20 protein-coding genes, 3 tRNA genes, 1 pseudogene and 1 riboswitch are annotated in these 25,352 nt (G+C 51.3%); of the genes and pseudogenes, 11 read left to right on the top strand and 13 right to left on the bottom strand.

Annotated elements, in window-relative coordinates:
- The first annotated feature begins 204 nt into the window (after window positions 1-204).
- The 3 genes from tnpB (NQU17_02995) (at window position 205) to NQU17_02985 (ending at window position 3,028) form a co-directional block, all read left to right on the top strand.
- A complete protein-coding gene (gene tnpB, locus NQU17_02995) occupies window positions 205-525 on the top strand; it encodes an IS66 family insertion sequence element accessory protein TnpB (protein ID UUM13446.1) in 321 nt (106 codons plus the stop codon).
- Window positions 526-659: 134 nt separating this feature from the next.
- On the top strand, window positions 660-2,033 hold the full coding sequence (locus NQU17_02990; GenBank protein UUM12544.1) for an ISLre2 family transposase: 1,374 nt from the start codon (window positions 660-662) through the stop codon (window positions 2,031-2,033).
- Window positions 2,034-2,290: 257 nt separating this feature from the next.
- On the top strand, window positions 2,291-3,028 hold the full coding sequence (locus tag NQU17_02985; protein ID UUM12543.1) for a transposase: 738 nt from the start codon (window positions 2,291-2,293) through the stop codon (window positions 3,026-3,028).
- A gap of 60 nt (window positions 3,029-3,088) precedes the next feature.
- Here NQU17_02985 and NQU17_02980 read toward each other — a convergent pair whose 3' ends face one another.
- The 3 genes from NQU17_02980 to NQU17_02970 are packed head-to-tail and all read right to left on the bottom strand — an operon-like array spanning window position 3,089 to window position 5,989.
- Window positions 3,089-4,096 (bottom strand): site-specific integrase, encoded by a 1,008-nt coding sequence (locus tag NQU17_02980; protein ID UUM12542.1) that lies wholly within the window; start codon window positions 4,094-4,096, stop codon window positions 3,089-3,091.
- Window positions 4,093-5,079 carry a tyrosine-type recombinase/integrase gene (locus NQU17_02975; protein UUM12541.1) on the bottom strand — a complete coding sequence of 329 codons (987 nt, stop codon included), beginning with the start codon at window positions 5,077-5,079 and terminating at the stop codon, window positions 4,093-4,095. Before NQU17_02975 ends, NQU17_02980 begins: the two co-directional genes overlap by 4 nt.
- Complete coding sequence (locus NQU17_02970) at window positions 5,063-5,989, bottom strand: tyrosine-type recombinase/integrase (GenBank protein ID UUM12540.1); 927 nt, start codon at window positions 5,987-5,989, stop codon at window positions 5,063-5,065. The genes NQU17_02975 and NQU17_02970 overlap by 17 nt, the downstream gene beginning before the upstream one ends.
- 132 nt (window positions 5,990-6,121) lie before the next feature.
- On the opposite strand from NQU17_02970, the pseudogene NQU17_02965 reads away from it, so the two are divergent.
- The 5 genes and pseudogenes from NQU17_02965 (at window position 6,122) to NQU17_02945 (ending at window position 11,507) form a co-directional block, all read left to right on the top strand.
- Window positions 6,122-7,003: pseudogene (locus NQU17_02965) on the top strand (IS66 family transposase).
- Window positions 6,909-7,211 (top strand): DUF362 domain-containing protein, encoded by a 303-nt coding sequence (locus NQU17_02960; protein ID UUM12539.1) that lies wholly within the window; start codon window positions 6,909-6,911, stop codon window positions 7,209-7,211. The pseudogene NQU17_02965 and the gene NQU17_02960 overlap by 95 nt, the downstream one beginning before the upstream one ends.
- A 382-nt stretch (window positions 7,212-7,593) precedes the next feature.
- A complete protein-coding gene (locus tag NQU17_02955) occupies window positions 7,594-9,225 on the top strand; it encodes a CTP synthase (protein ID UUM12538.1) in 1,632 nt (543 codons plus the stop codon).
- A 210-nt stretch (window positions 9,226-9,435) separates the two neighbouring features.
- Window positions 9,436-9,798 (top strand): IS66 family insertion sequence element accessory protein TnpB, encoded by a 363-nt coding sequence (gene tnpB / locus NQU17_02950; protein ID UUM12537.1) that lies wholly within the window; start codon window positions 9,436-9,438, stop codon window positions 9,796-9,798.
- Window positions 9,799-9,887: 89 nt separating this feature from the next.
- A complete protein-coding gene (locus NQU17_02945; protein ID UUM12536.1) occupies window positions 9,888-11,507 on the top strand; it encodes an IS66 family transposase in 1,620 nt (539 codons plus the stop codon).
- Window positions 11,508-11,793: 286 nt separating this feature from the next.
- Here NQU17_02945 and hcp read toward each other — a convergent pair whose 3' ends face one another.
- Window positions 11,794-13,458, bottom strand: a complete 1,665-nt coding sequence (gene hcp / locus NQU17_02940; GenBank protein UUM12535.1) for a hydroxylamine reductase — start codon at window positions 13,456-13,458, stop codon at window positions 11,794-11,796.
- A gap of 632 nt (window positions 13,459-14,090) precedes the next feature.
- Between hcp and rocF the strand changes: the two genes are divergently transcribed.
- Window positions 14,091-15,023 (top strand): arginase, encoded by a 933-nt coding sequence (rocF, locus tag NQU17_02935; GenBank protein UUM12534.1) that lies wholly within the window; start codon window positions 14,091-14,093, stop codon window positions 15,021-15,023.
- Window positions 15,024-15,344: 321 nt separating this feature from the next.
- Here rocF and NQU17_02930 read toward each other — a convergent pair whose 3' ends face one another.
- Complete coding sequence (locus NQU17_02930; protein UUM12533.1) at window positions 15,345-16,391, bottom strand: small ribosomal subunit Rsm22 family protein; 1,047 nt, start codon at window positions 16,389-16,391, stop codon at window positions 15,345-15,347.
- A 142-nt stretch (window positions 16,392-16,533) separates the two neighbouring features.
- Here NQU17_02930 and NQU17_02925 point away from each other — a divergent pair, with 142 nt between their 5' ends.
- A complete protein-coding gene (locus NQU17_02925) occupies window positions 16,534-16,692 on the top strand; it encodes a rubredoxin (GenBank protein UUM12532.1) in 159 nt (52 codons plus the stop codon).
- Window positions 16,693-16,920: 228 nt separating this feature from the next.
- Here NQU17_02925 and NQU17_02920 read toward each other — a convergent pair whose 3' ends face one another.
- The 3 genes from NQU17_02920 to NQU17_02910 are packed head-to-tail and all read right to left on the bottom strand — an operon-like array spanning window position 16,921 to window position 20,794.
- Window positions 16,921-17,622 (bottom strand): hypothetical protein, encoded by a 702-nt coding sequence (locus NQU17_02920; GenBank protein UUM12531.1) that lies wholly within the window; start codon window positions 17,620-17,622, stop codon window positions 16,921-16,923.
- Window positions 17,595-18,575: a hypothetical protein gene (locus NQU17_02915; protein UUM12530.1), complete on the bottom strand. Its 981-nt coding sequence runs from the start codon at window positions 18,573-18,575 to the stop codon at window positions 17,595-17,597. Before NQU17_02915 ends, NQU17_02920 begins: the two co-directional genes overlap by 28 nt.
- The gene (locus NQU17_02910; GenBank protein ID UUM12529.1) at window positions 18,572-20,794 is read right to left on the bottom strand and encodes an ATP-dependent RecD-like DNA helicase; all 2,223 of its coding nucleotides are present in this window, start codon (window positions 20,792-20,794) and stop codon (window positions 18,572-18,574) included. The genes NQU17_02915 and NQU17_02910 overlap by 4 nt, the downstream gene beginning before the upstream one ends.
- A gap of 380 nt (window positions 20,795-21,174) precedes the next feature.
- Here NQU17_02910 and nagA point away from each other — a divergent pair, with 380 nt between their 5' ends.
- Window positions 21,175-22,308, top strand: coding sequence for an N-acetylglucosamine-6-phosphate deacetylase (nagA, locus tag NQU17_02905; protein UUM12528.1), 1,134 nt, complete (start codon window positions 21,175-21,177; stop codon window positions 22,306-22,308).
- 293 nt (window positions 22,309-22,601) lie between these two features.
- Here nagA and NQU17_02900 read toward each other — a convergent pair whose 3' ends face one another.
- From NQU17_02900 to NQU17_02880, 5 genes are all read right to left on the bottom strand, one after another.
- On the bottom strand, window positions 22,602-23,501 hold the full coding sequence (locus NQU17_02900; GenBank protein ID UUM12527.1) for a metallophosphoesterase: 900 nt from the start codon (window positions 23,499-23,501) through the stop codon (window positions 22,602-22,604).
- A gap of 68 nt (window positions 23,502-23,569) precedes the next feature.
- Window positions 23,570-24,751, bottom strand: a complete 1,182-nt coding sequence (metK, locus tag NQU17_02895) for a methionine adenosyltransferase (protein ID UUM12526.1) — start codon at window positions 24,749-24,751, stop codon at window positions 23,570-23,572.
- 146 nt (window positions 24,752-24,897) lie between these two features.
- Window positions 24,898-24,994: riboswitch (SAM riboswitch) on the bottom strand.
- Between the two features lie 20 nt (window positions 24,995-25,014).
- A tRNA-Tyr gene (locus tag NQU17_02890) sits at window positions 25,015-25,099 on the bottom strand.
- 2 nt (window positions 25,100-25,101) lie between these two features.
- Window positions 25,102-25,173, bottom strand: a tRNA-Thr gene (locus NQU17_02885).
- A 34-nt stretch (window positions 25,174-25,207) separates the two neighbouring features.
- Window positions 25,208-25,292 (bottom strand) — tRNA-Tyr (locus tag NQU17_02880).
- Between the last annotated feature and the right edge of the window lie 60 nt (window positions 25,293-25,352).

Genomic DNA, 25,352 nt, shown 5'->3' with positions numbered 1-25,352 from the left:
TTCACTGTACTATAATACCACATCCCGAACCGGGATGAGAAATGAGGCAGGTCATAATCTCAGCACAGTTAGTATACTGTAAGCGGTTTATAGAACCCATCTTAATCTGAGATCCTCTGTATGAGAGAATGAGGACATCAATTAAGTGGGAGGTGCTTCATCATCAGCAATTACCGTGGTTTCAAGCCTGAATCTGAGATCTATCTGGTCGTGGATCCTGTCGATTTCCGGAAGTCCGTGGATGGATTAACCGCTATCATTCAACTTGAACTCAAGCTTGATCCGATGGCATCCGGCTGCTTCATTTTCTGCAACAAGCAGCACAATAAAATCAAGATCATCGAGTGGGATTTCAATGGGTTCTGGTTAGCATATAAGCGTTTGGAGTCGGGCAAGTTTAAATGGCCACAGTCCAATTTGCCGATTATCAACATCTCCACAGAGCAATACGATTGGTTAATGAATGGCCTGAATATCAATCAAAGAGATGGATTTTCCGAGGTTTTAGCACGTAAAGTCATATAGAATCGAGCCTAGAAATGCTGATTTTCAGCTATGTTAGTGTAAAGTTACTGTAGGTCGAAAATGAAAGAGAATAAGCCCAAGTGCTAGAATGTTAGTAACAACAACAAACAAACTACACGAAAGGACTTATTCTCATGCCTATCTTAACAGATTTCAACTCAATGTTCACCTCTCTCAGACAAGGTTTTGATTCAAGAATGGCAAGCGGTACCCTCACCATGGATCAGGTGGTCCAGGAGACTCACGAGCTGACGGATCGGATTGCCCGTGAGCAGATCCAGGATTATGTTCAGGTACTCGATGAGCGCCTGAGGAACTCACAGTTACGCAAAAAGGATTACTCCATCGAACGGCGTAATCAAACAAAAACCATCGCTACTACAGCCGGACCTGTGGTCTTTGACCGGACGTACTTTCGGGATAAAAAGACTAATCACCATGTGTGTCTGGTGGATCGTCTTCTGGGCCTTGAGCCCCATCAGAGAATCAGCCGGGAACTAGCCTCGTGTCTTCTCTCCAGTGCTAAAGATATTTCTTACCAGGGGACGGTGGAGCGCTATGCAAGCAGCGGAATTACCAGCCGCACTACGGTAATGAATCTGGTCCATCGACTGGGGAACATTGAGTCTTCTGAGGGACCCCTGCCTCAGAAAAAAGTGGTATCTCGGATCTATATTGAGGCCGATGAGGATCATGTAGCTATGCAGGACGGTTCCAATCAGCAGATGCGGCTGATCTACGTCCATGAGGGGCAGCAGAGTGTCGGGAAGAGACGCAAGGCCTTAATGGGTGTACGTCGATTTGCAGGCTTCTACAAGGGCAACTCGGATGAACTGTGGTACGAAGTGTTCGATTACCTGAACTCGGCTTATGAGGTAGATAAGATCGAGGAAATCTCCTTATCAGGGGATGGGGCGACCTGGATCAAGATGGGTGCCCAGATTCTGCCTCGATGCAAGCTCTATCTGGATAAGTTCCACCTGGAAAAGGCCCTGCGCCAGGCGGCAACGCCGATTGATTCCTACAAAGGGACAAAGGATGAATATTACTGGTACCTCAAAGACGCCATCAGCATGGACTCCCTTGAGGACATCAACACATTCTTCGAATCAGCAGCGGGATTGCCGCTTAAAAAGACCCAGGAAAAGAAGTTAGGCGAGATGAAAACCTATCTTTTGTCCAACTGGGAATCGATCCAGAACGCGGCCAAGTCGGGCTATCAGGGCTGCAGTGCGGAAGGGCATGTCAGTCATGTGCTTTCCTCACGGTTATCTTCACGCCCGATGGGGTGGAGCACAGTAGGTGCTGAGAATATAGCGCGCATGCGAGTTTTCGTCCTCAATGGCGGGGATCTCATGGGCTACTTCGCTGCCAAAGAGAAAGAAAAGAAGAAGGAAGCCCGACTTGTGAGGCTGGAAAAACGGATCGTGAAGAAGAGCCGGGTCTACCCAGTAAAACAAGGTTCAATCAGCTATGCAACGCCTCATTTTGGGTGGTATAAATCGTAAAACCCAGGCTACTTGGAATCCGCACGGCAGGCCTATTCAATTTTTGAACCGAAAGTAAGTTGACACTATCTTCAGCTATTTCAGGGCTTTTTTTGTTGTCTGATTTAAAGTATAATATACATATGGAAAAGCGCATGAACACTAAGAAAACCCAACTTAATAGAGCCAAGCTTTAAGGTTTCAGCAAGGCAGAACTCATCACTGAGTGGGAAATCCTGCAACTGGAGAATGAAGAGCTCAAAGAGACCATCGAACAGATGAGAGCTCTTCTTCGCCTGGGATCCAGCCAGAAGTTTGGCGCTTCCAGCGAACGGCTCAAACAAGAAGAAGCCGGTCAGATGAGCCTTCTGAACGATGAGCCATTCGGTGTCTTCAACGAAGCCGAAGCAATCATCGAGGAAGTAGCTCAGGAGCTTGAGGAACCCAAGAAGGGCCATGCCCGTCGGATCAAAGGTGAAGTTGGTGGCTCCAAGCGCTGTTTCGACCACCTGCCGGTGGTGGAAGTCATCGAAGAGCTGCCCGAAAAAGAGCAGTCCTGCCCATCCTGCCATGGGCAGATGAAGCAGATGACGAGCTCTGAGCGGATCGAAATCGAAGTGATACCGGCCCAGATCATCAAAAAGAAATTCATCACCTATTCCTATGTCTGCAATCAGTGCAGCCAGGAAGGTGTTCTCAATCCCATCGTTCAAGCGCCCAAGCGGCTGCCGGTCATCCCCGGGAGCTATGTTTCCGCATCCCTCATGGCCTATATCATGGCCAAGAAGTACTGGGAACAAACGACGATCTATCAGCTGGAGACCATGCTGCTCAACACGGGCATCAAAATATCCAGAGCAACCCTGTCCCGGTGGATCATAACTGGAGCAGAACTCTACCTGAGGGGGGTCTATGATCTGCTGCACCAAGAGTTGGTCCATAGCGACATTCTTCATGCGGACGAATTATGCGAAGCTTCGCATAATTCGTCTTATGTAGAGTCTTATGTTATGTAGAGCCGTGCATTCAAATCTAGTAATTTCAGTTGTTTGTTATACTCTGGCTCTACATAATATTTAGATATTATTTTTGAGCCAATCGAGCAGCTCATCCTTTTCATTGTCAGAATAGGGCTGAATGGAATCATCCAACTGAGACGCCGCTTCAATAATGTACTTCCGCTTTAGTTCTGGGTTGCATTTAGCATATATTTCAGTAGTTGTAACTGATGAGTGGCCAAGAAAATCTCTTATATAAATTAGATTCACTCCGCTTTCCAACAAGTGCATAGCTTTCGAATGTCGAATAACATGCGGATGTATCGACTTAATTAATATAGTCGGATCAACCTGTCTAGCTGATGTTAGATGCTTCTTAAGTATATATGCTACTCCAGAGCGAGAAAGAGGCTTGTTGGAACGGTTTCTAAAGAGCGTTTGGTCTGGCTTGGTGATTTTGTGACGTTCTACATACTGCAGTATGATATCGGTGGCGTTAGAGCTTATTGGGATTACCCTGGTCTTCCTCCCTTTCCCTGTAAGTGTTACAGTGTTAGGCTTCCTGAAAGAGATGTCTCCAAGACACACGTCAATCAGTTCCTGCACACGGCATCCCGTCTCATACAGGAAAGATAGGATAGCCAAGTCCCTGATCCCTTCAGACGTACCAAAATTCGGCTGCTTCAAGATAGACGCGATGGTATCTGTTGGCAGATAATCAACTATAGCAGACGGTGCGCGTTTGATACGTAACTGCAAGATAGATTGACAACCTTTGCTGTTTTCCGGTGCTCTTCGGATTACATAGTTGCAGAAGGCTTTTAAGGCAGCAAGACGCTGGTTGCGGGTGCTAACGCTACAGTGTCTCTCGCTTTCCAACCAGTCGAGGAATTTGCTGACATTCTCAGCGTTGAAGGCAACTATGTCCAAGTTCCTGGGCTTGCATTCTCGGCAGTCTTCAAGATACTTAATATAAAGGACCAATGTATCTCGATATGACTTTAACGTGTTTTCAGAGAGCCCAGCCTCACTCACTAAGTATTGGCAGAAAAAATCCGTTATTATACCTCCCATTAGTTTTTTCATAGCTTGCCGACCTTCGGGAAAATGAGATCGGCATCTTCCTCCCCGTATTGCAGGACATCAAGAAAGTACTGCTTTGTCAGTCGTAAGTAGATTTCTGTCGATTCGATGCCCTTGTGTCCGACATAAGTACTTAGTGCCGGCAGAGAGCAATAGGGATCCATCCCCTTCGTCACCATCTGCTCCAATGCATGGACACAAAATGTGTGGCGAAGGTCATGGATTCTAGGGGCCGAGCCACTCATGAGCGGCCCAATCCCAGCCTTATTCAGTAGCTTTCTAAAGGTCTTCCGTATAGTAACGTCAGAATAACGCTCGCCACGAAGAGCAGGAAAAAAATAAGGGTTGGTCTCGCGTTGAACTCTACTATCATAGTAAAAAAGGTATTTATTTAGAGAATCAGACATGGGAACCAAGCGAGAAACGTTATTCTTTCCATTACGGATGGTAATCACACCATTGTGTAGATCCACGTCATTGCATAACAGGGTTAAGGCTTCCCCAACGCGCAACCCACAGCCGTACAACAAGCGGATTACAGCAGGATAGATAAAAGGTGTGTTTATAAACTTGTTTCTATTGGGACCGATTCTGTCAGCAAAATAAAGGATTGATTCAATCTCGTCCTTGGTGAATATATATGGGGTGAAATCTTTCGGAGTTTTTACCAATTCTCTGGGTAAAACATAGGCATCCGAGCCTTGGAGTTTCATGTAGAGCCCGAACTGCCTTATCAATGACTGCTTAGAATGGATAGTTCTTGGGCGCTCCATGCCAGATCCTAACACGTAAGAATGGACAACTTCTGGTGTCAGCACAAAATTCGGAGTAACTGTTGAATTAGTATGAATATATTCAAGCATTGAATTTAAAAAAGCCTGGTAATTATAAGAACACTTGAATCCCAAGGAACGCTTATATGTGACATACGCCACAGCAATGTCTCGTACACGTTCCGAGAAGAGAAAGTCACCATATTGTTTCATAAGGCACCTCCAAAGCAATCTGTTTCAACGTATCCAAGTCGATATTCAGATAAATCCGGGTCGTGTTGAGGTTGGAGTGGCCTAGAACATCCCTAATAACATACATTGGTGTGTTATTATTCATCAGATTGCTTGCTAGGGAATGACGAAGGGCGTGGGGACCATGTTTCCGTTCCGATAAATCAATATTTCCTTTTTTAAAATATTTGGATACGAAAATATGGATGCAAGTATTGCTAAATGGTGCAAATCCATTCTTGGTTCCGACGAAGACATTTGTGCAAGTGCATGAGGGGCGCGCATTCTTGAGGTAATCTATAAGTGCAAAGCGCACACTTTCAGGCAAGGGAAGCTGCAGGAAGGCTTTTGTTTTATATTGTATAAATTCGATAGTGCCACGTTCCCAATACAAATCTGTCAGTTTCAGGTGACAGATATCGCTAGATCGCAATCCCAATTCCGAGGCGAGGAGGATTATTGCCAAATCCCTCTTGCCCGACTTCGTTTTCCGGTTGACTGCCGAGATAACTTGTTTGACTTCTTCTACTGAATAGAAAGACAGTATCCTTTCGCGTTTATTCGAAAAGATAACAGGAAATAGCTCATTTCCAGAATATAAGGTGATACCTTTTTGATAAAGGTAGTTGAAGAAATGTCTAAATATGAAAAGACGGCCGCTGATGGTGAGATTGGACAGATAGCTAATCTGGTCGATGTGGTTTGAGACGTGCTTTTGAAGACAATCGGAAAACCTGTATACCCTATTGTCACCCAGATAGTTAATGAGCTGAGTTAAGGCTAATCGTTTCCCATTGACTGTTAGTTCGGAAAGGTTTGAGAATTCCTCTAAATGTAAGTATTCGTTTAAGATAGTTGCATAGCATTGGTACTGAAGTACTGTTTTGGGCATGATGCACCTCCTTTGTACAAGAGAATGCAATAAAAATTATGTAGAGTCAAACTCAATTAAACTGATACTTACCAGTCATAATAAGCTCAACTCTACATAACATAAGACTCTACATAAGACGAGTCTAAAGTCCAAGTTTTGAAGGAGAAAGGCCGTCGCCCTCAGCAGACGTCCTACATGTGGCATTATCCCAGCGGTCATCTGGAGCCCAAGCAGATTCGGCTCTATGAATATCGGCCGGGCCGAGCTGCTGAGTACCCCCTGGCCTTCCTTGACGGATTCAGCGGATACCTCCACAGCGATGGATACCAGGTAAACCACAAGATCCCCGGGGTGACGAATGTCGGCTGCCATGCCCATGCACGGCGGATGTTTGTCGACACCATAAAAAGCCTGGGACCTTCTGCGAAGAACCTGCACAGCAAGACCCTGGAAGGATTCATGTTCTTCGAAGATCTTGCCGAACTGGAGCGAAAATTCAAGAATATGACGCCAGAAGAACGATATGAGGCACGCCTGAAGCAGAGTAAACCGAAGCTTGAGGCGCTGAAGGCATGGCTTGTTAAGACTCGGGGAGAAGTAACGCCTAAATCCGCTCTTGGCAAGGCAATCGCCTATAGCCTTAATCAGTGGGAGTACCTGATGGCCTATCTCAAAGACGGCCGACTGGAGATGACGAACAACCGCGCGGAGCGCGGCATCAAGAAGCTTGTGATGGGGCGAAAGGTATGGCTGTTCAGCGACAGTGTAGCTGGTGCAGAAGCCAGTGAGGTCATCTACAGCATTGTGGAAACTGCATTGGCCAATGACCTGCATCCCTATGAATACCTGAAATACCTGATCGATGAACTGAGCCAGCATAAGCAGACCCCGGAAAAGCTGGCTGAGGTCCTGCCCTGGTCTGATAAGATCCCAGAACATGTCAAAGTGGTATATCGAGTACGCCTATGGCGCCGGTCATGGCAAGCGCAACGTCTACCTCAATTTCGCGGTGAACATCACGGAGTACTGTGACTGCTTCGGCGGCCACATGGACTTCATCGCCTCGAACCTGGGGGTCTTCGCCTCCACGGATCCCGTTGCCATCGATCGGGCTTGTCTGGACATGCTCCAGACCAAGGAGGACAAACCCTATTTTGAGGTGGGCCGTGAATCCCTGGCCCATGCCGAGAAGCTGGGACTGGGCTCCCAGGACTATGATCTGATCCCGTTGGAGATCTGATCCAGGCGCCGGATCCCATCAGGACCTCGGTCGACATCCGCCAGTCTGAGGTGGAAAAAAATTTTTCTGGAGTGATATTCACGAGTGGATCGGGCCAGAACCGCGAAGGCGACTCCAGGCCATTTTTTTGGTTCGACCGCAAAGCTTTTCCGGCACGGTTATGAATCCAGAAAGGTTGACAGACTGCCCTCAGTGGGCTATAACTCTATCTATGATGGGATGAGGACGGCGTGGAGCGACAGCCTTCAAATCGGCCGGGACAAGGATCCGGTCCGATGAGCAACCCGGTTCCGAGGAAAAGGCGGTGGTTGCTCTTTTTTCGTTGGCAGGCGCCGTCATCATCGCAGCAAAATTTGACAAGAACCGTTCGGGAGGTGTGACAATGGAACAGAAATTCGTATTCATCACGGGAGGCGTCGTCTCCGGGCTGGGCAAGGGCATCACGGCAGCATCGCTGGGCAGGCTCCTCAAGGCACGGGGAGTCGCGGTGACCATGCAGAAGCTCGACCCCTACATCAACATCGATCCAGGGACCATGAGCCCCTATCAGCATGGAGAGGTCTTCGTCCTGGAGGACGGCACGGAGTCGGATCTGGATCTGGGCCATTATGAGCGCTTCATCGACGAAAACCTCAGTCGGGCCAGCAACGCCACCACGGGCAAGGTCTACTGGAATGTCCTGACCCGGGAACGGCAGGGAGGCTATCTGGGCCAGACCGTCCAGGTGGTCCCGCACATCACCGATGAGATCAAGCGTCAGATCTATTCAGCGGCCCAGGCCGGCCAGGCCCAGGTCACCATCGTGGAGATCGGGGGAACGGTGGGGGACATGGAAAGCCAGCCTTTTCTGGAAGCCATCCGTCAGGTGGCCATGGACAAGGGCAAAGCCAACTGCATCTTCATCCACGTGACGCTGGTGCCGCAGATCCCAGCCTCGCTGGAATACAAGTCCAAGCCCACCCAGCATTCGGTGAAGGAACTGCTGTCCGTGGGCATCCAGCCGGATATTCTGGTCTGTCGCAGTGAGGCGGGTCTCTCCCGCGAGATCAAGGACAAGATCGCCATGTTCTGCAATGTGGAAAAAGACTGCATCATCGACAACCGCAACGTCGAGACGCTGTATGAGGCGCCGCTGATGCTGGAGGGCGAAGGCCTGGCCAGGCAGGTCTGCCGCAAACTGAGCCTGGACTGCCAGGCGCCGGACCTGGCCGGCTGGCAGTCCATGACCGATGCCATCAAGGCGGCCGACCGGACCATCACCATCGGCCTGGTCGGCAAATACGTCAAGCTCCACGATGCCTATCTGTCCGTCATGGAAGCCCTCCATCACGCCGGCATCGGCGAAGGCGCCCGGATCTCGATCCGCTGGATCGACTCGGAAGTCCTTGAGCAGACCGGCGGCAAAGAGATCCTCAGCGCCTGTGACGGCATCCTGATCCCCGGCGGATTCGGCATCCGTGGCAGCGAGGGCAAGCTCATCGCCATCCGCTTTGCGAGGGAAAACAGAGTCCCCTTTTTCGGGATCTGTCTGGGCATGCAGATGGCGGTCACGGAGTTCGCCCGAAATGTCCTGGGCCTGGCCGGCGCCAATTCCACGGAATTCGATCCGCAGACGCCCCATCCGGTCATCGACCTGATGCCGGAGCAGGCCGGCATCACTGAAAAAGGCGGCACCATGCGGCTGGGCGCCTATCCCTGTCAGATCAGTCCAGGCAGCCGGATGGAAATGGCGTATCAGTCGAGCCGGATCAGCGAACGCCACCGTCACCGCTACGAGTTCAACAACGACTACCGCAGCCAGTTTGAAGCCCACGGGATGCAGCTGACCGGGTTGTCACCGGACGGTTCCCTGGTGGAGGCCGTCGAGATCCCGGCCCACCCCTGGTTCGTCGCAGTACAGTACCATCCCGAGTTCAAATCCCGGCCCAACCGGCCGCACCCGCTCTTCCGCGATTTCGTCCACGCCGCCGGCGCCCGGCAGTCGGGATCGGAGAGGGAAACCTGGTCGGAATAGCCATGGTCTCAGCAGATGGGGTCGTTCATGAGAAGAACGGTCCCTGCAATCCAAAAACACGAGCCAGCTGCCCAGTCGGGCACGCCAGCTCGTGTTTTTTATAGATCGTCTTTTTCATTGGGTTGTTTGTAAGCGTAAAATAGATACCATGTAGATTGCATCTCCACACTTTTGAGACAATTGGATCATTATGTGTGGAGGTGTTCTGCTTTGTCCAATTACAGCGGCTACAAGCCCGATGCAAAGATCTACCTGATCCCGGAACCTGTGGATTTCAGAAAGTCAGTCGATGGATTGACCGTGATCATCCAGGAAGTCCTAAAGATGGATCCCATGGAAAAAGCTTGTTTCGTGTTCTGCAACAAGCAGCACGATAAAATCAAAATCATCGAGTGGGATTTCAATGGATTCTGGTTATTCTACAAGCGATTGGAATCAGGAAAGTTCAAATGGCCCAAGTCCACAGTGCCGGTTATTACCATCTCCAAAGAGCAATACGAATGGTTAATGAATGGCCTGAATATCCATCAAAGAGATGGATTTTCCGAGGTTTTAGCACGTAAAGTCATATAGATCCGAGCCTAGAAATGCTGATTTTCAGCGGTTCCAAGGCTTTTTTTTTGTTGTCTCGGTTCCTGTATAATTAGATCATGGAAACAGGCATGAACACTAGAAAAAACGAACTTTATACAGCAGCAGAACTGGAAAATTTCAGCAAGATCGAAGTCATCGACAAGTATGTCCTTTTAGCTATCAAGTACGAAACGATGGCGGACAACCTGGAGCGGATGGAAGAATTTTTACGACTTGCAAACCATAGTGCCTATGGCGCTTCCAGTGAAAAGCGCTTGGATGCTGATCAGCTCAACTTCTTCGATCGGATTCCCAATGGTGTCTTCAACGAAGCGGAGGCCATTGCGGAAGAAACGGAGAAGCAGGAGCAGCAGGCTCAGCCAAGAGCCCGCCGGATGGTGGGTGAAGTTGGCGCCCACAAAAGCTGCTTTGATCATCTGCCGGTCGAAGAGGTCCTCCATGATCTGGATGATCCCAACTGTCCGCATTGCCACAGTCAGCTCAAAGAGCTCAAGACCGTTGAAAAACGTACTGAGATTGTGCTGATCCCGGCTCGGCTGGTCAAGCGCCGGCATATGGAGAAAGTCTATGTCTGTGATCACTGCCAGGAGACGGGCGAACACAGCCCCATGATCGAATCCCCCACACCGCTGCCGGTCCTTTCCGGGAGTTATGTTTCTGCGTCCCTGATGGCCTACATCATGGCTAAGAAGTACTGGGAAAAGACTCCGATCTACCGGCTGGAGACACAGTTCAAAAGCGCTGGATACGACATTTCAAGAGCGGTCATGGCAAACTGGATCATCAAGGGATCCCAGCTGTACATGGAAGGACTTTATGAAGCACTTTATGATGAGATCAAGAAAAGCGCAGTGATCCATGTCGATGAAACCCCTGTTCAGGTACTCCAGGAGGAGGGGCGAAGAGCTCAGCAGAAATCCTACATGTGGGTATACGTCAATGGCCTCTATGAGCCCCAGCAGGTCCGCCTGTATGAGTATCAGCCGACCAGGTCGGCCCAGCACCCGATCCGGTTCCTTGACGGATACAAAAGCTACCTGCAGTCAGACGGCTATGCCGGATATAAGAAGGTGCCGGATGTGACCCTCATCGGCTGCATGGCTCATGCCAAGCGTAAGTTCGTTGAGGTCACCAAGAGCCTTGGCAAAAATGAGTTGGTCAAAGGGACTCTGGCCGTAGAAGCTCTGACCTTCTTTGACAAGCTGTTCTATCTGGAGCATCAGTTTGCCGAAATGAGCCCTGAAATGAGATACAAAGCCCGCCTGGAGCACTCTAAACCATTGCTTGAGGCTTACAAGACATGGCTTCAGGCGACTCAGAAGAAAGTGACCGCCAAATCAGGCCTGGGCAGTGCAATCACCTATAATCTCAACCAGTGGGACTATCTGGAGAACTTCCTCAAAGATGGACGATTGGAAATTACAAATAATCGAGCGGAACGGGCCATCAAGGAGTTTGTGATCAGAAGAAAGAACTTCCTCTTTTCAACCAGCGTCAAAGGCGTCGTTGCCAGTCAGGTGCTCTACAGCATCGTGGAAACGGCCAAGGCCAATAGTCTTCATCCCTACGAGTATCTCAAGTATGTGATTGAAGAGCTCAGCCAAAACAGGCAGACACCTGAGAAAATCCAGGAAGTCCTGCCCTGGTCCGATAAAATACCAGCCCATATTCGAATCAAGAATGACTAACAACAACCCGTCTAGATCACGCCATGAAGGCGCAATCTAGACGGGTTGTATTATACGCTTACGGTATATCGCCAGGAGAACACAAAGCACCTGAACAAATGAAGTTCAGGTGCTTTGTGCTATATACTGGCATTTATCGTAACCATCTTCTCGCGCGAGGGCGTAAGTTAAAAGATGTATTCTATAATGCGCTTACAGTATACTTTTGGGGTGACATAATCCTAGATCGTTGACAAATGAGGCAGGTCATAACGACCTGCCTCGAACAATGAACTTTATCGGCTAATTAACCCAGGCATTCCTTCATATCAGCTTCCACGTTGGAAATCGGAGCGATATTGAAGTTGTCTACCAATACGTTGATGACATTGGGTGACAGGAAGGCCGGCAGTGAGGGTCCGAGCTTAATGTTTTTCACACCCAGTGACAGCAGAGTCAGCAGAATAACAACGGCTTTCTGCTCATACCAGGACAGGATCATGGACAACGGCAGATCATTGATGCCGCAGTTGAAAGCTTCGGCCAGGGCCCCGGCCACCTTGATCGCGGAGTAGGCGTCGTTGCACTGTCCGCAGTCCAGCAGGCGGGGCAGTCCGGCGACTGTTCCGAAGTCGAGCTTGTTAAAACGGTATTTTCCGCAGGCCAGCGTCAGGATCACGGTATCCTGAGGAGTGGAAGTTGCAAAATCGGTGTAGTAGTTTCTGCCGGACTTTGCTCCGTCACAGCCGCCGATCAGGAAGAAGTGGCGGATTGCTCCGGACTTGACCGCTTCGACGATTTCACCGGCGTGAGACAGTGTAGCGTTGTGACCAAAGCCAGTGAGGATTTCCCTGGGCTTTTCATCTTCCGGGAAACCAGCCAGCGACAGTGCCTTCTCGATTACTGGGGTGAAATCCTTATGTCCGGTTTCATCTGCCAGGATGTGGAGGCAGTTGGGCATCTGAACCACTCCGGAGGTAAACATCCGGTCTTCATAGGAAGCGCGGGGGATCTGGATGCAGTTGGTCGTCATGAGGATCGCACCAGGCAGATTGTCGAATTCTTTCTGCTGATCCTGCCAGGCTCCGCCGTAGTTTCCAACCAGATGGCTGTATTTCTTCAGTTCCGGATAGCCGTGAGCAGGCAGCATTTCACCATGGGTATAGATGTTGACTCCCTTGCCATCGGTCTGTTCCAGCAGCATCTTGAGGTCTCTCAGATCATGTCCGGATACCACGATGAACGGTCCCTTGACGCGGTTGATATTGACCTTGGTCGGGACCGGATTGCCGTAGCTTCCGGTATTGGCGGCGTCAAGCAGTTCCATGACCCGCAAGTTTTTCTGACCCAGGTCCATGTTGATGTTGACCCAATCCCCTACCGTCAGGCTCTGATCCAGCGTCTTGGCCAGGAATCCGAGGAATGCCTTGTCAGAGGCTTCGTCCCGGTATCCCAGGACAGCGGCATGATGGCCGTAAGCCGCATATCCCTTCAATCCGTAGATTGCCAGTTCGCGCAGAGAAATGATGTCTTCTCCCAGTACGTCACGTCCGGACAGTACATGGAACTTCTTGCCATCACGGATCTGGTCCTCGATGGACGCAGGCGCGTCGTATTCCGCTTCAGCGGGTCCGGTCACACCGGCTTCCTTCCGCAGGGCTTCCTTCACGGTCTGAGCTTTGATGATCAGCTTGTGCAGTGTTTCTTTATCAAAATTGACATTGGTCAATGTGGTAAACATAATATCATAGGCAAACCGGCCCAGCGTGGCGTCGATTTCTTTCCCCTGTTCAATCAGACGAGTCGCATAGTAACCAAGTCCCTTGGCCTGGTTGACGAGAAGATCCTGCAGTGAGGCGACTTCCGGATTCTTGCCGCAGACCCCCATCTTGGTGCAGCCTTTTCCTCCAACGGTTTGTTCACACTGATAACAGAACATATCGGTTGAAATGGTCGTGTTTAATTCGATCATGATTAAATCCTCCTGATTACGATTCATTTTCGGTTGCTTACATCTGTCATTATAGACAACTCCGGCGGCCTGCCAGTGTAACCCATGTTACACTCTGCCAAGTTTTATACCTAATTCATATATAGATTTTCTGCGCTCGTCTGCACTCGTCTGCACTCGTCTGCACTCCTCTGCATTGCTCCGAACACTGCTCTTCACTCACCTGAATTTATCCTCATTCACATCTACCGCAAAATACTATGCAATCTCAATGTTTTTTTAGGATTCTCCAATTCCCGGCATCCGATCGGATTATTTTCTCTCCAATGGGGTAAATCGTCTTCATTCAGAAAAAATATTCATACACTATTTTGTTGGTTTAGAGAAAAAAATAGAATGCTGAAATACCAAATGTATCCCAGAATGAATATTATTCAATAAATATTAATGAAACTCCCGAGCCGTACTTACGGGATGCAGTCGCTTACGGGAATTCCCTGCATAAATACTGTTATATTTTTGCATAAGTCCAGATTCCCGCCAGTGCATTTTTATGTAACCTGATCTTAGCTGAACCCTTACAGCTACTGGATTCAAGGTGGTTTTTTATTTCAGCATCCACTATAATGTAAAAAGTAAATGGAGGTAATTAAATGCATATAGATTTAATTAAAGCCCCGCTTTTCTATGGCTGTGATAGAGAAGGGGTTGAACATGGACCTCAGACTTTGATGGATCATGGATTGATAGATATCTTACAGTCAGCCGGCAATCAGGTTCGTGATCGCGGTTTCATTCCAGTACCGGTCATTGAGCCGGAGAATAAATACCTTGCTCATTCCCATATGAAATATCTCGATGGCATCATAGACACCAACACTCACCTGGCAAACCAGGTTGTCTCGTCCCTGACCGAAGGCAGACTTCCCCTCGTGGTGGGTGGAGATCACTCGCTCGGACTGGGTTCTTTGGCTGGAGTAACCAAAGCGCTCGGCAATGAGGTGGCGGTCATCTGGATCGATGCTCATGCAGACATCAACACCCCGGAAACCTCGCCCTCGGGCAACATCCACGGCATGCCCCTGGGTGCTTCAATGGGCGAAGGGCATGAGTCCCTGACCAATTTCTACTACAATGGTCAGAAGGTCAATCCGCGCAACTGCTTCATCATTGGCGCGCGTTCCGTTGACGACGGAGAAGTCGAAATCATCGACCGCCTCGGCATTAACGTCTGGTACATGGAAGAAATCCGCGAAAAAGGCATGGGGATCATCATTCTGGAATTGATGGAACTCCTTCGCCGGCGCAATATCAAGGACATCCATATCTCTTACGATATTGATTCTCTGGATTCCGCCCTGGTTCCCGGAACCGGTACCCCGGTTGTTAACGGCATGGAATATGATGAGTCCGAAAAACTCATCCGAGCCATCACTTCCACCGGAATGGTCCGCTCCGTCGACATCGTAGAGTACAACCCCAAGCGCGATCATGAAGACCAGATCACTCTGAAATCCGTCCTGCACATGGTCCAGGTGTTCAGCAAAGCCCTGGCAGAGGTCGGAACCGAGCAGAAAGCAATTTAATATTTTCTCGTTCCGGCACGTACGCACCGTGCCATCATGAAGAAGGACGAGCGATTTGCCCACCGGGAATATCGCTCGTCCTTCCTTTATGTCTGTCTGGCTTTGGCAATCTCATTCGACTGCACCGACCTGCCTCTCCAAGCTTGTGCTGCAGAGTTCTGAACTGTTCAGATTCATCCGTTGTTTTACTTCTACCGTCTGACATTGTCGACCTGAAGATACTGGTCTTCCGTCCATTACCGAACCAGCCAGAAATTTCATTAAAAAAATACACTATCTGCACTGATGATACCGAATGATCTCCTCAGTCAACACTTTCAATTACTCTTCAGAGATCGCTGGGTGAGACAGGTTCAGCTCCAGAGTATCTCCCCAGCCCTTCTGCTTGAGCTGACGGTACGCTTCCTTGTGTTTCCCCTTGCTCAGGCGAATGGAGGTGATGCCTTCAGCCCGACACAGCTCGACTTCCCGGAAGCCCTTGCTGATGAGCGGATGACGGATGATTCGTCCGAGTTCTTTCGTTCTGATCAAGGGAATCGTCGTGTCATCCTGACCCCGGCTGACGATCAGGTACGAGAACTTTTCATCCTCATAGGCCATCTGACCGGATTTCAATATCCTGAGCAGACGGGAGCGGGCAACCCTGGTATAGAAATGACACCAGTCTGCTTCCTCCTCCATCGGACAGGGGCCCGTAAAGGTGCAGGGAGCCAGAATGGAAAGGCCGGCTGCCAATAGCTGGCTGCGCACTTCAGTCAGCCGCCGGAAATGCTCCGGAGTACCCGGCACAATCAGGACGGCGATGTGTCGGGTCAGAGCGATCAGTTTTCTGGTAAACCGGCTCAGTTCTTCGCCATTCAGCTCGTTGATGGAGTAGCTGGCCAACACCAGATCAGACTCGGGCAAATCCGTTGTAAGAAAATCCGCCGCTTCCATAGATACGTTGAACTCCGGCGAGAGAAAGGGAGCCAGTTCCTTCAGCACAGTCTGACCGGCCTGGCGCATCGCCCCCTGTTCCTCCGCCAGGTGAGCGACCCGCAGCGAAGGAAACGCCAGGGAGACCGGCAGCACGGATACCGCAGGTCCGGCTCCCAGATCCAGAAAGGTTTCCGGACGAAACTCCGGAACTGCCTCCAGGAGGCGATCCATCACTTCATGGATCACCATGCCGGTAACAGGCAATCTCCAGGCCAGATAAGCCTGAGCCCCCGCTTCGTCCCGGATCTCCAGATCCCTGGTCCTGCCCTGCTTATCCCGATAACTGCTGCGGATTTCTTCACTCCGGCTGCGCAGAGCGGTCATGTCTGCCTCTTCCAGCAGGCTTTGACTGATTTCGTTGAACAGCTCATTCATTTGTGTCTTCGTCATAATAAATACCAGCCCCTAATTGCTAAAAAACCATGAATATATTGTATTTGTACTTGTTCTCAACCCAGTTGTAACCTATAATTTCATCAGGACAGGATTTTATCCTGCAGCCCTTGATGAAAAGAACACAGGAGGATAAAGTATGAAGAGTTATGTTTGTACATTATGTGGATATGTTTATGATCCGGCCGTAGGCGACGAAGACAACGGAGTTGCTCCGGGAACCCCATTCGAAGCCATTCCGGAAGAGTGGGTCTGCCCGCTTTGCGGAGCCGGCAAGGATCAGTTCGAAGAAGAATAAAAAATTCTCACAGCAGGCACGAACAGTGCCTGCTGTTTTTTATTGAACGTCGTGAGCTTCCAGGCAGTCCGGTTTCCGGCCGTTTACTCTGGCGGTCTGCCTGGGTCGGGTTCCCGATTCCCTCGCTGACCGCAACTCCAATGGCCATGGTTTCCTGATGCAGCACAATGTCCTGCTGCTTTCGACACCAGCGGAACCCGGCTTCTGAGCCCTCCGTGTCTGACCACTTTACAGGGCCGCCCGCTCCAGCACCAGGAAGTTGATCCGAGCACTGGATTCAGCCAGCAGCTGCGCAGCAGACAAAATTGTCGTGCCGCTGGTCATGATGTCATCAAACAGCAACAGGCGTTTTCCCCGGCATAGACCGTGCCAGTCTTTTATCACCGCAAACCCCTCGTCTGCGGCGATCCGGCGTTCTCTGAGATTCATGCCTTTATGCTCGGCCTGTCCCCGGTTGTCCAGACAGCGCAGAATGGGAATGCCGCTGAGAGATGACACCCGCCGCGCAATTTCAAAGGCGGGGTCGAATCCCCGCTGCCTGACTTTGCGGGGAATCGAGGGAATCGGAACCAGGTAATCCCAAACCGGTCCATCCTTCGAAATCAGGATCGACTTGCCCAGCTCCTGCCACCAGCAGTCGATCAAAGCATTGATTCCATCCAGAGCATCATAGGATAGCGATTGCTTGAATTTGTTGATCAGCTGTCGGGCCGGCCCCTGATAATGAACCATCGCCCAGCCGCTGAGTTCCTCGATCTCATAGGCACCCCAAAATTCCAGCTGGCTCATGCAGACGGAACAGATCCCCTGGCTTTCACAGCCGCAGACCGGACAGCTGATCCGCTCAAAGAATAAATTCTTTATGTGCTCAGTTACTTCATTCCAGCGGCCGGCCCTGGGCTTTACAGAAACAACTGGTCGCTTTCCCATATGATCCTGTTGTAATTCTGAGTCAGTTCCTTGGTCCGTTCCATATCGAAGGTGTGATGATGAGATACCAGGATTACTTCGCCGTTGAGGTCATCGCATAATCCGCTGCGCAGGCAGAGGAAAACGAACTGCCGATATTCGAAGCGGGGGGCATCGCTGTGGATCACAAGAAACTCAAAATTACCCGGCAGGTCCCGGTAATCCTCGATTTGGGTCGTGAACAGAATTTTTCCGGTTTCCGGCCTCGTCACCATTTCTCTGAGTCGGTGAGGGTCAACTCCATCGATAAAGTGAATGGACGAACTGTATACCGGATTGACGCGGCAAAGATACCGGGTCATGGAGGCAGCCGTTTCTTCATCGGGTACTACAATCACAACGGTCCTGCGGTCCTGCTGGAAGAATTGGATATACTCATAGACCGAGCTTGGGATTTCGGTTTTGATTTCCCCTTTCAGATCGATAAATCGCGGCTCCGTCACAAAGCTGCGGTCCCGTTTCAACGGCAGCTCGAGATTCATCACCTGACGGAACACCGGTTCCATCGAATAGGCCATGATGTGATCCGTTCGATAATACACATGATTGAGCAGCTCCTGCATCTCACTTTTGCGGTGAGTCGGGAATGTATTGACATCGTCATACACAATCAGATCATACCGGTCCCGGGACTGGAACGCCTGATCAAAGTTCAGCACCACCGTCAGGCAGTCGGGATTCTCCTCATGACAGAATTCAATGCCCCGTTCCCCCAGATACGCTTCGACGGACTCCGTTTCTGGCGCCGGTCCGGTGATATAGAGCACACGGGACTTCCCCAAAACATTATCCAGCAGGCCGGCCAGCGGTTCAAAGCCCCGGTAGGGGACCGTGACCACATTGATGGCCTTGACCGTCGAGCGATGATACCAGTTGATCAATTCACCGGTCAGCACTTCCAAATTAACGATCATTCCTGATATTCTCCTTTGCGCACGGCGACAGACTTTCGAATACGGAAGCCCAGGGAAGTATAGCGTTCCAAGGACCGGTCATTGGCAATCATAAAGCGCAGGGCTCGCTGGTCTCCGACCAGCACCACCATTTTCCGGGCCCGGGTAACCGCCGTATAGATGAGATTGCGGTTGAGCAGCATGGGCGGACCCATGAACAGCGGAATCAGCACCACCGGGAATTCCGATCCCTGGCTTTTATGAATGGTAATGGCATAGGCCAGTTCCAGATCATCCAGCTCCGATGGCGTATAATCCACATAGCGCTCGTCATCATACAGCACCGTAACGATCTGATCTTCTTCTTCAATTCTTACCACAAAGCCAACGTCCCCGTTAAATACCCCCGTCTCTTCCTGGTGCGTGCCCGGGGTCAGCTCCGGTGTCAGCCTGGATTTCAGCTGATAATTGTTCCGGTTTTGCATCACCTTGTCACCGGTTCGGAAGGAGGTAAATTTATAGTCCTCGCGGGACGGATTCAGCATTTCCTTCAGGAGCTCGTTGAGTCGGGTGACCCCCAGATCGCCTTTGCGCATCGGCGACAGGATCTGAAAATCCCGGACCTTATCCCAGGCTGCATTGTAGCGGGGCAGTCTGGCATTCACCAGATCGATCATGGTTTGCACCGTAGAGGCGCCGTCCTTCGTGCTCATAAAGAAGAAATCGCTTCCCTTGGAGTTGAGAACAGGCTGATCCCCCTGATTGATGCGATGAGCATTGATTGTGATCATGGATTCCTGCCCCTGACGGTAGATTACTTCCAGCGCGACCACCTTGACCGCTCCGCCGCCGATCAGATCCGACAACACGCGGCCGGGACCGACGCTGGGCAGCTGATCAGCATCTCCGACCATAATAAGCCGGGTTCCCGGTTTCAGGGCTGCCATCAGCTTGTTCATAAGGAGCACATCAATCATGGAGGCTTCATCGATGATGACGCAGTCACAATCCAGTTCCCCGTCGCCTTCGACTTCCTCCCCATCCTCGGTTACACCAAGATCCAGCAGCCGGTGAATGGTTTTCGCTTCCTCTCCGGTGGTTTCGGTCATCCGCTTGGCGGCCCGGCCCGTCGGAGCTGCCATCCGGACAGACAATCCGGCTTCCTTGAGCATGGCCAGAATGCACTTGATGATCGTAGTTTTTCCCGTGCCCGGACCCCCGGTGATAATCTCAACCCCATGGTCCAGGATCCCGCGGATGGCCTCCTTTTGCAGCTCATGCAGCGCCATGCCCTGGGCGGCCTCATAGTCCTCGATGAAACGACCGGCATCCAGCGCCAGCTTGCGATAGGGATAGTCCGCCATGGCAAACAGGCGTGAGGCGATGTTGATCTCAGCATGCCAGTAGGCCGGCACAAAGACACATTGGACCCCATCCACTTCTTCTACCATCATTCCATCCTGCAAAACCAGGCTGCGCAGATTATCCAGCACCAGTTCAGGTGCTACTTCCAGGGTCTGGGCGGTTTCCGTCAGCAGCTTCTCCACCGGCATGCAGGTATTGCCCAGCCCGGAAAAGGAATTGACAATAAACTTGAGCCCGCTCTGGATTCGGAACGGAGAATCTTTTTCAATGCCCAGATTCGAAGCAATCCGGTCCGCGGTACGAAAACCAATGGAGGAAACCTCCTCGCACAGAATATAAGGATTCTCCCGTACGACGGTGATCGAATTCTGCCCGAACCGGTTGTATATTTTCATGCACTGATTTGGCGTAACGCCGTAACTCTGGAGAAACACCATGATGTTACGAACTTCACGGCTTTTATCGTAGCTTTTGCGAATGAGTTCCAGTTTCTTCACACCGATGCCTTCTACTTCAATCAGCCGATCCATGTCATGATCCATGATTTCAAACACTTCGGAACCGAACCGCTGGACCAGACGACGGGCTGTCACCGGACCAATGCCGCTGATGATGCCCGAAGACAGATATTTTTCCATGCCTTCCCTTGATTCGGGAAGGATCTCTTCACTGACGTTCACTTTCAGCTGGCTGCCGAACGACGGATGTTCCACCATTTCTCCGGACAGCGAAAGCAGCTGGCCTTCAAAGATCCAGGGAATGGTTCCGGTAAAGGTCAGGATTCCCTCATCTGTCTTCAGCCGGCCTACCACATAGCCCGACTCATCATTATGAAAGATGATGTCCTTGACGGTTCCTCTAAATTCCATGGTCATGTACCCTGCCTTCCATACGTTCTGTATTTATTATACCCTATCTCTGATCCAACCTTGGGACTTTCCTCGGCACATTGGGACTTTCCTCGACTTAACGAGACTTCCCTGGGCACAGGGACTTTCCTCGGCTTGACGAGACTTTCCTCGAGTCAATACAACGTTCCTCGGCTTTCCGGGACTTTCGTCGACACATTTCAGTTTGATTATGGCCCTGCCGGGCTCTTTCATACATCGATCGCCAAGATTCACGATTTATTCAGTGCTTTGTCCCAAAATGAGCCACATCCCTTTGCTATAATAGGGACACTCTGAGCTGCGGTGTCGAATGAGAGACCAATGTACAGCCTCCCGGTGCCGTCAGCCTGAAAGGAGCCAATCCTATGATATTAAAAGATTATCTTCAGATCTACCCCGACCGGATTGAAAAAGGCACCCTGCGCCTGGAACAAGGAATCATCAAACGAATTAATCCCGACCAGATCCGACCCGATGAAACGGTCCGGGATGGCGAATCCACCCTGTATGTTTCCCCCGGCTTCATCGATCTCCACGTCCATGGGTCGGGCGGAGCCGATGTAATGGATGGAGATCTCCAATCGCTGCGGACCATCAGCCGGACATTATGCCAGTTCGGTACTACCTCATTTCTCGCCGCCACCATGACTCAGGCACCGGCGAATATCCGTCAGGCTGTGCGTACCATCAAGGAACACTCTCTGGCGCTGGACGGAGCCAGAATCCTGGGAATCCACCTGGAAGGACCCTTCATCAACCCGGAGGCTGCCGGAGCCCAGTCTGGGGAACATGCCCTGCCCCCTTCGGTTGAAGCCTTCCGGAACCTGACCGGAGAGGACGCGGATTTTATTCGCTTGGTGACACTGGCACCGGAACTGACCGGATCCATTCCACTGATCCGGTATCTCGCCAGCCAGGATATTACCGTATCCATCGGCCATACCAGGGCAACTTATGAAGAGGCTCTGGCGGGGATTGAAGCCGGAATCAGCCATGCGACCCATCTGTTCAATGCCATGCCGCCCTTCCACCACCGACAGCCAGGTGCTGTCGGAGCTGTCTTTGATAAGCCCGTCAGTCTCGAGATCATCCCGGATGGAATCCATGTGGCGAATCCGGTGCTGCGCACCGCGTTCAAGGTCAAAGGCGTGGAGCATTCCATTCTGGTTACCGATGCCATGATGGCCTGCGGCATGCCCGAGGGCGAGTATCGGCTTGGCGGTCAGACCGTTACGGTCAGAGACGGCGCCGCCCGTCTGAGCGACGGAACCCTGGCCGGATCAATTCTGACCATGGACCAGGCGGTACGTCACGTCCTGAGTCAGACCGACCTGACGCTGTATGAGGTGATCCGGATGGCAACCTGGAATCCGGCTCAGCGCTGCGGTGCATCCCGGAATAAGGGGCGGATCGCCGACGGGTATGATGCAGATCTGGTCATTTTCGATGAAGAGATCCGGATCCAGGAAGTCTACATCCGCGGCCGGAAAGTCTGCTGATTTATCCCGTCACCGGTCATTCAACCGCAGATCCATATCACCAGGAACTGCCATTTTGCGAGGAAGGGAGCGAGGTTGTTCATCGCTCCCTTCCCTATGCCTTGATGTATCACGCTGTGCCGTGTTTCACGTCTCATGCTTAACGGGTCTCACGCTGTGTCAGGCACTAAATTACACTCCATGTCACGAGCTTAATCACACGCTGTATCATGTGCTGTATCGTCCGTTCTGCCTTGCTTAATTACTCACGCTGTGCCTGCCGTTACTTATCCATTCTATCTCCGGCGGTGCGTTTATCTGGCTGCGATCCGTTTCATGCGGGGATGTGCTTGTGTGCCTCGCCGCAGAACGAGCAGCGCAATTTCCGGCTGGTTATTCACCCGCGGGATCGGCCAGATCTGACCCAGCCCGGAGGTTACATGGAGACAGGCGGCGCCGTGAGCAAAAAGCCCCTGATCCAGCTCCGGGAAGAAGGATCGTTCCGGAGCCAGCAGCCCCTTGCTTCCGATTCGAATCACTCCGCCATGGGTATGGCCGGACAGCATCAGATCAAAGCCATAGCGGGCAATGGAGCGAAAATAATTCGGCCGATGGACCAGCGCCACATTGAAACAGTCCGGGACCGGCGCCGGCAGATGGTCCGCGGGATCAAACCGGGCTTCGTTGAAGCCCAGCCCCTGGTAATGCTCCTGCCGGTCGGGCAGGCCGGAGAAGATCAGAGGCAGTCCCGGCACCTGCCAGCTCTGGCCGTCAAGCAGCCGGACATTGTATTGTGTCAGTGAGTCAAACAGGGTGGCACGATTGAGCGATTCAATGCCCGTAAGAGTCCGCCGGCCATTTTCATGGTTGCCGGAGACCATCAGCTTCACCAGCTTCTGATCCAGGCCGGAAACCAGGTTCCTCAGGGCTTCCCCGTCGTCAGAAGAGCCGTGGACCATGTCCCCGGTCATGCAGACCACATCCGGCTCCAGCGCCATGATCCGCCGCACCAGCGACTGGTTCTCCCGGCCGAAGCGAGCCCCGTGAAGATCGGATATGTGCACCATCCGATAGTGGTCGAGTTCCTTCGGCAGGTCCGGATAGAACAGCTGGGTTGCTTTCATCTTGATTGTTCTGGACTGGCCGGCCTGGATCATTACCAGGGACAGCAGACCGGCAGTCCCCCATAGTATTGTTTTAAATCGCCTGGTCATCCTTTCTCCTTTCTCTGAAAAAGACGAGCCGGCCCCAGGGGCCGGCATCGACTGATTCTCCCAGTCTGCTAAGCCATCAGCTTTTTGATCTGGTCAACTTTATTCAGTTCTTCCCATGGCAGATCCAGCTCCGGCCGGCCAAAATGACCGTAGGCAGCGATCTGGCGGTACAATGGGCGTCTCAGATCCAGATTCTGGATGATGGCACCGGGCCGCAGGTCGAACACCTGGCGGATGATCTCAATGATGCGTTCTTCCGAGAGCTTTCCGGTTCCGAAGGTATCCACCTCGATGGAGACCGGTTCAGCAACGCCGATGGCATAGGCCAGCTCAATTTCCAGCTTGTCAGCCACGCCGGCGGCAACCAGGTTCTTGGCAACCCAGCGGGCGGCATAGGCACCGGAACGATCAACCTTGGTTGGATCCTTGCCGGAGAAAGCGCCGCCGCCGTGACGGCCGTATCCGCCGTAGGTGTCGACGATGATCTTACGTCCCGTCAGTCCGGAATCAGCTCCCGGTCCGCCAAGAACGAAGCGTCCGGTCGGATTGATCAGGAATCGGGTGTTCTCGTCCATCAGATGAGCGTCAACCACCGGCTCAATGACATATTTCTTAATGTCCCGGGTGATCTGTTCCCAGCCGATTTCCGGTGCGTGCTGAGCGGAAATCACAATGGTGTCCACCCGGACCGGCTTTTCATTTTCGTACTCCACGGTGACCTGAGTCTTGCCATCAGGCCGCAGGTAAGGCAGGGTTCCGTCCTTGCGGACATCTGCCAGCTTCATGGCCAGCTTATGGGACAGATACACCGGCATCGGCATCAGGCTGTCCGTTTCGTTGGTTGCAAAACCAAACATCATGCCCTGATCTCCGGCTCCAAACTTTTCTTCCTGACTTTTCTGAGAAGCACCGCGCTTTTCCAGAGCATCATCGACACCCATGGCGATGTCCGGGCTCTGCTCGTTAATTGAGGTCAGAACGGCACAGGTATCAGCATCAAAACCATATTTGGCGCGGACGTAACCGATCTCCGACACCGTCTGGCGGACAATTTTAGGAATATCGACATAACAGCTGGTCGTGATTTCTCCCATGACCAGGACCATGCCGGTCGTGGCACAGGTTTCGCAGGCGACACGGGCATTGGGATCCTGAGCCAGGATGGCATCGAGCACCGCATCAGAGATCTGATCGCAGACTTTATCGGGATGTCCTTCCGTCACGGATTCCGAGGTAAACAGTTTCTTCATTTAATTCCTCCATCACATTTGATTTTTGCAGTTTGCTGAAATAACAACAGTCGGGTTCAGTGGCGCGGATCGGTGTTGTCAGGCCGATGAACGCATAAAAAAATTACCTCTTGCAACAAAACAAGAGGTAATTCAGTGGAATACTTCTCTCATCTTGCGCCATAGCGCAGGAATTGGCACCGTACATACTGCCGGTTGCCGGGTTTCACAGGGCCTTATTCCCTCCACCTCTCTGGATAAGAGTCAATATTTAATTATCGGATTGGTGGAGGAGAGTGGATTTGAACCACTGAAGTCTGTGACAACAGATTTACAGTCTGCCCCCTTTGGCCACTCGGGAACTCCTCCGGAGCTGGTGGTCAGAATCGAACTGACAACCTGCTGATTACAAATCAGCTGCTCTGCCTTTGAGCCACACCAGCATAGAACCGGCTTAGCCGGTTAGTGTCAGTTTCATGGTGGAGGAGAGTGGATTTGAACCACTGAAGTCTGTGACAACAGATTTACAGTCTGCCCCCTTTGGCCACTCGGGAACTCCTCCATAAGTAAACTGACAAAGACTATTATATACGGTAACCGGTCGATCTTACAAGCCTTTTTT

The organism is Clostridiaceae bacterium HFYG-1003 (assembly GCA_024579835.1).
In the GTDB taxonomy this organism is placed as follows: Bacteria; Bacillota; Clostridia; order Clostridiales; family Clostridiaceae; genus JG1575.
The sequence above is the reverse complement of the archived record's forward strand: the minus strand, read 5'-3'. Positions and strand labels throughout refer to the sequence as shown.

Coding starts and splice junctions, on each gene's coding strand:
- metK (UUM12526.1), bottom strand. CDS start 24,751: ATGAAGAAACTGTTTACCTCGGAATCCGTGACGGAAGGACATCCCGAT.
- NQU17_02955 (UUM12538.1), top strand. CDS start 7,594: ATGGAACAGAAATTCGTATTCATCACGGGAGGCGTCGTCTCCGGGCTG.
- NQU17_02930 (UUM12533.1), bottom strand. CDS start 16,391: ATGACGAAGACACAAATGAATGAGCTGTTCAACGAAATCAGTCAAAGC.
- rocF (UUM12534.1), top strand. CDS start 14,091: ATGCATATAGATTTAATTAAAGCCCCGCTTTTCTATGGCTGTGATAGA.
- NQU17_02975 (UUM12541.1), bottom strand. CDS start 5,079: ATGAAACAATATGGTGACTTTCTCTTCTCGGAACGTGTACGAGACATT.
- NQU17_02900 (UUM12527.1), bottom strand. CDS start 23,501: ATGACCAGGCGATTTAAAACAATACTATGGGGGACTGCCGGTCTGCTG.
- hcp (UUM12535.1), bottom strand. CDS start 13,458: ATGATCGAATTAAACACGACCATTTCAACCGATATGTTCTGTTATCAG.
- NQU17_02920 (UUM12531.1), bottom strand. CDS start 17,622: ATGGGAAAGCGACCAGTTGTTTCTGTAAAGCCCAGGGCCGGCCGCTGG.
- NQU17_02915 (UUM12530.1), bottom strand. CDS start 18,575: ATGATCGTTAATTTGGAAGTGCTGACCGGTGAATTGATCAACTGGTAT.
- NQU17_02970 (UUM12540.1), bottom strand. CDS start 5,989: ATGCCCAAAACAGTACTTCAGTACCAATGCTATGCAACTATCTTAAAC.
- NQU17_02985 (UUM12543.1), top strand. CDS start 2,291: ATGAGAGCTCTTCTTCGCCTGGGATCCAGCCAGAAGTTTGGCGCTTCC.
- NQU17_02960 (UUM12539.1), top strand. CDS start 6,909: ATGTCAAAGTGGTATATCGAGTACGCCTATGGCGCCGGTCATGGCAAG.
- nagA (UUM12528.1), top strand. CDS start 21,175: ATGATATTAAAAGATTATCTTCAGATCTACCCCGACCGGATTGAAAAA.
- NQU17_02945 (UUM12536.1), top strand. CDS start 9,888: ATGAACACTAGAAAAAACGAACTTTATACAGCAGCAGAACTGGAAAAT.
- NQU17_02925 (UUM12532.1), top strand. CDS start 16,534: ATGAAGAGTTATGTTTGTACATTATGTGGATATGTTTATGATCCGGCC.
- NQU17_02910 (UUM12529.1), bottom strand. CDS start 20,794: ATGACCATGGAATTTAGAGGAACCGTCAAGGACATCATCTTTCATAAT.
- NQU17_02980 (UUM12542.1), bottom strand. CDS start 4,096: ATGAAAAAACTAATGGGAGGTATAATAACGGATTTTTTCTGCCAATAC.
- NQU17_02990 (UUM12544.1), top strand. CDS start 660: ATGCCTATCTTAACAGATTTCAACTCAATGTTCACCTCTCTCAGACAA.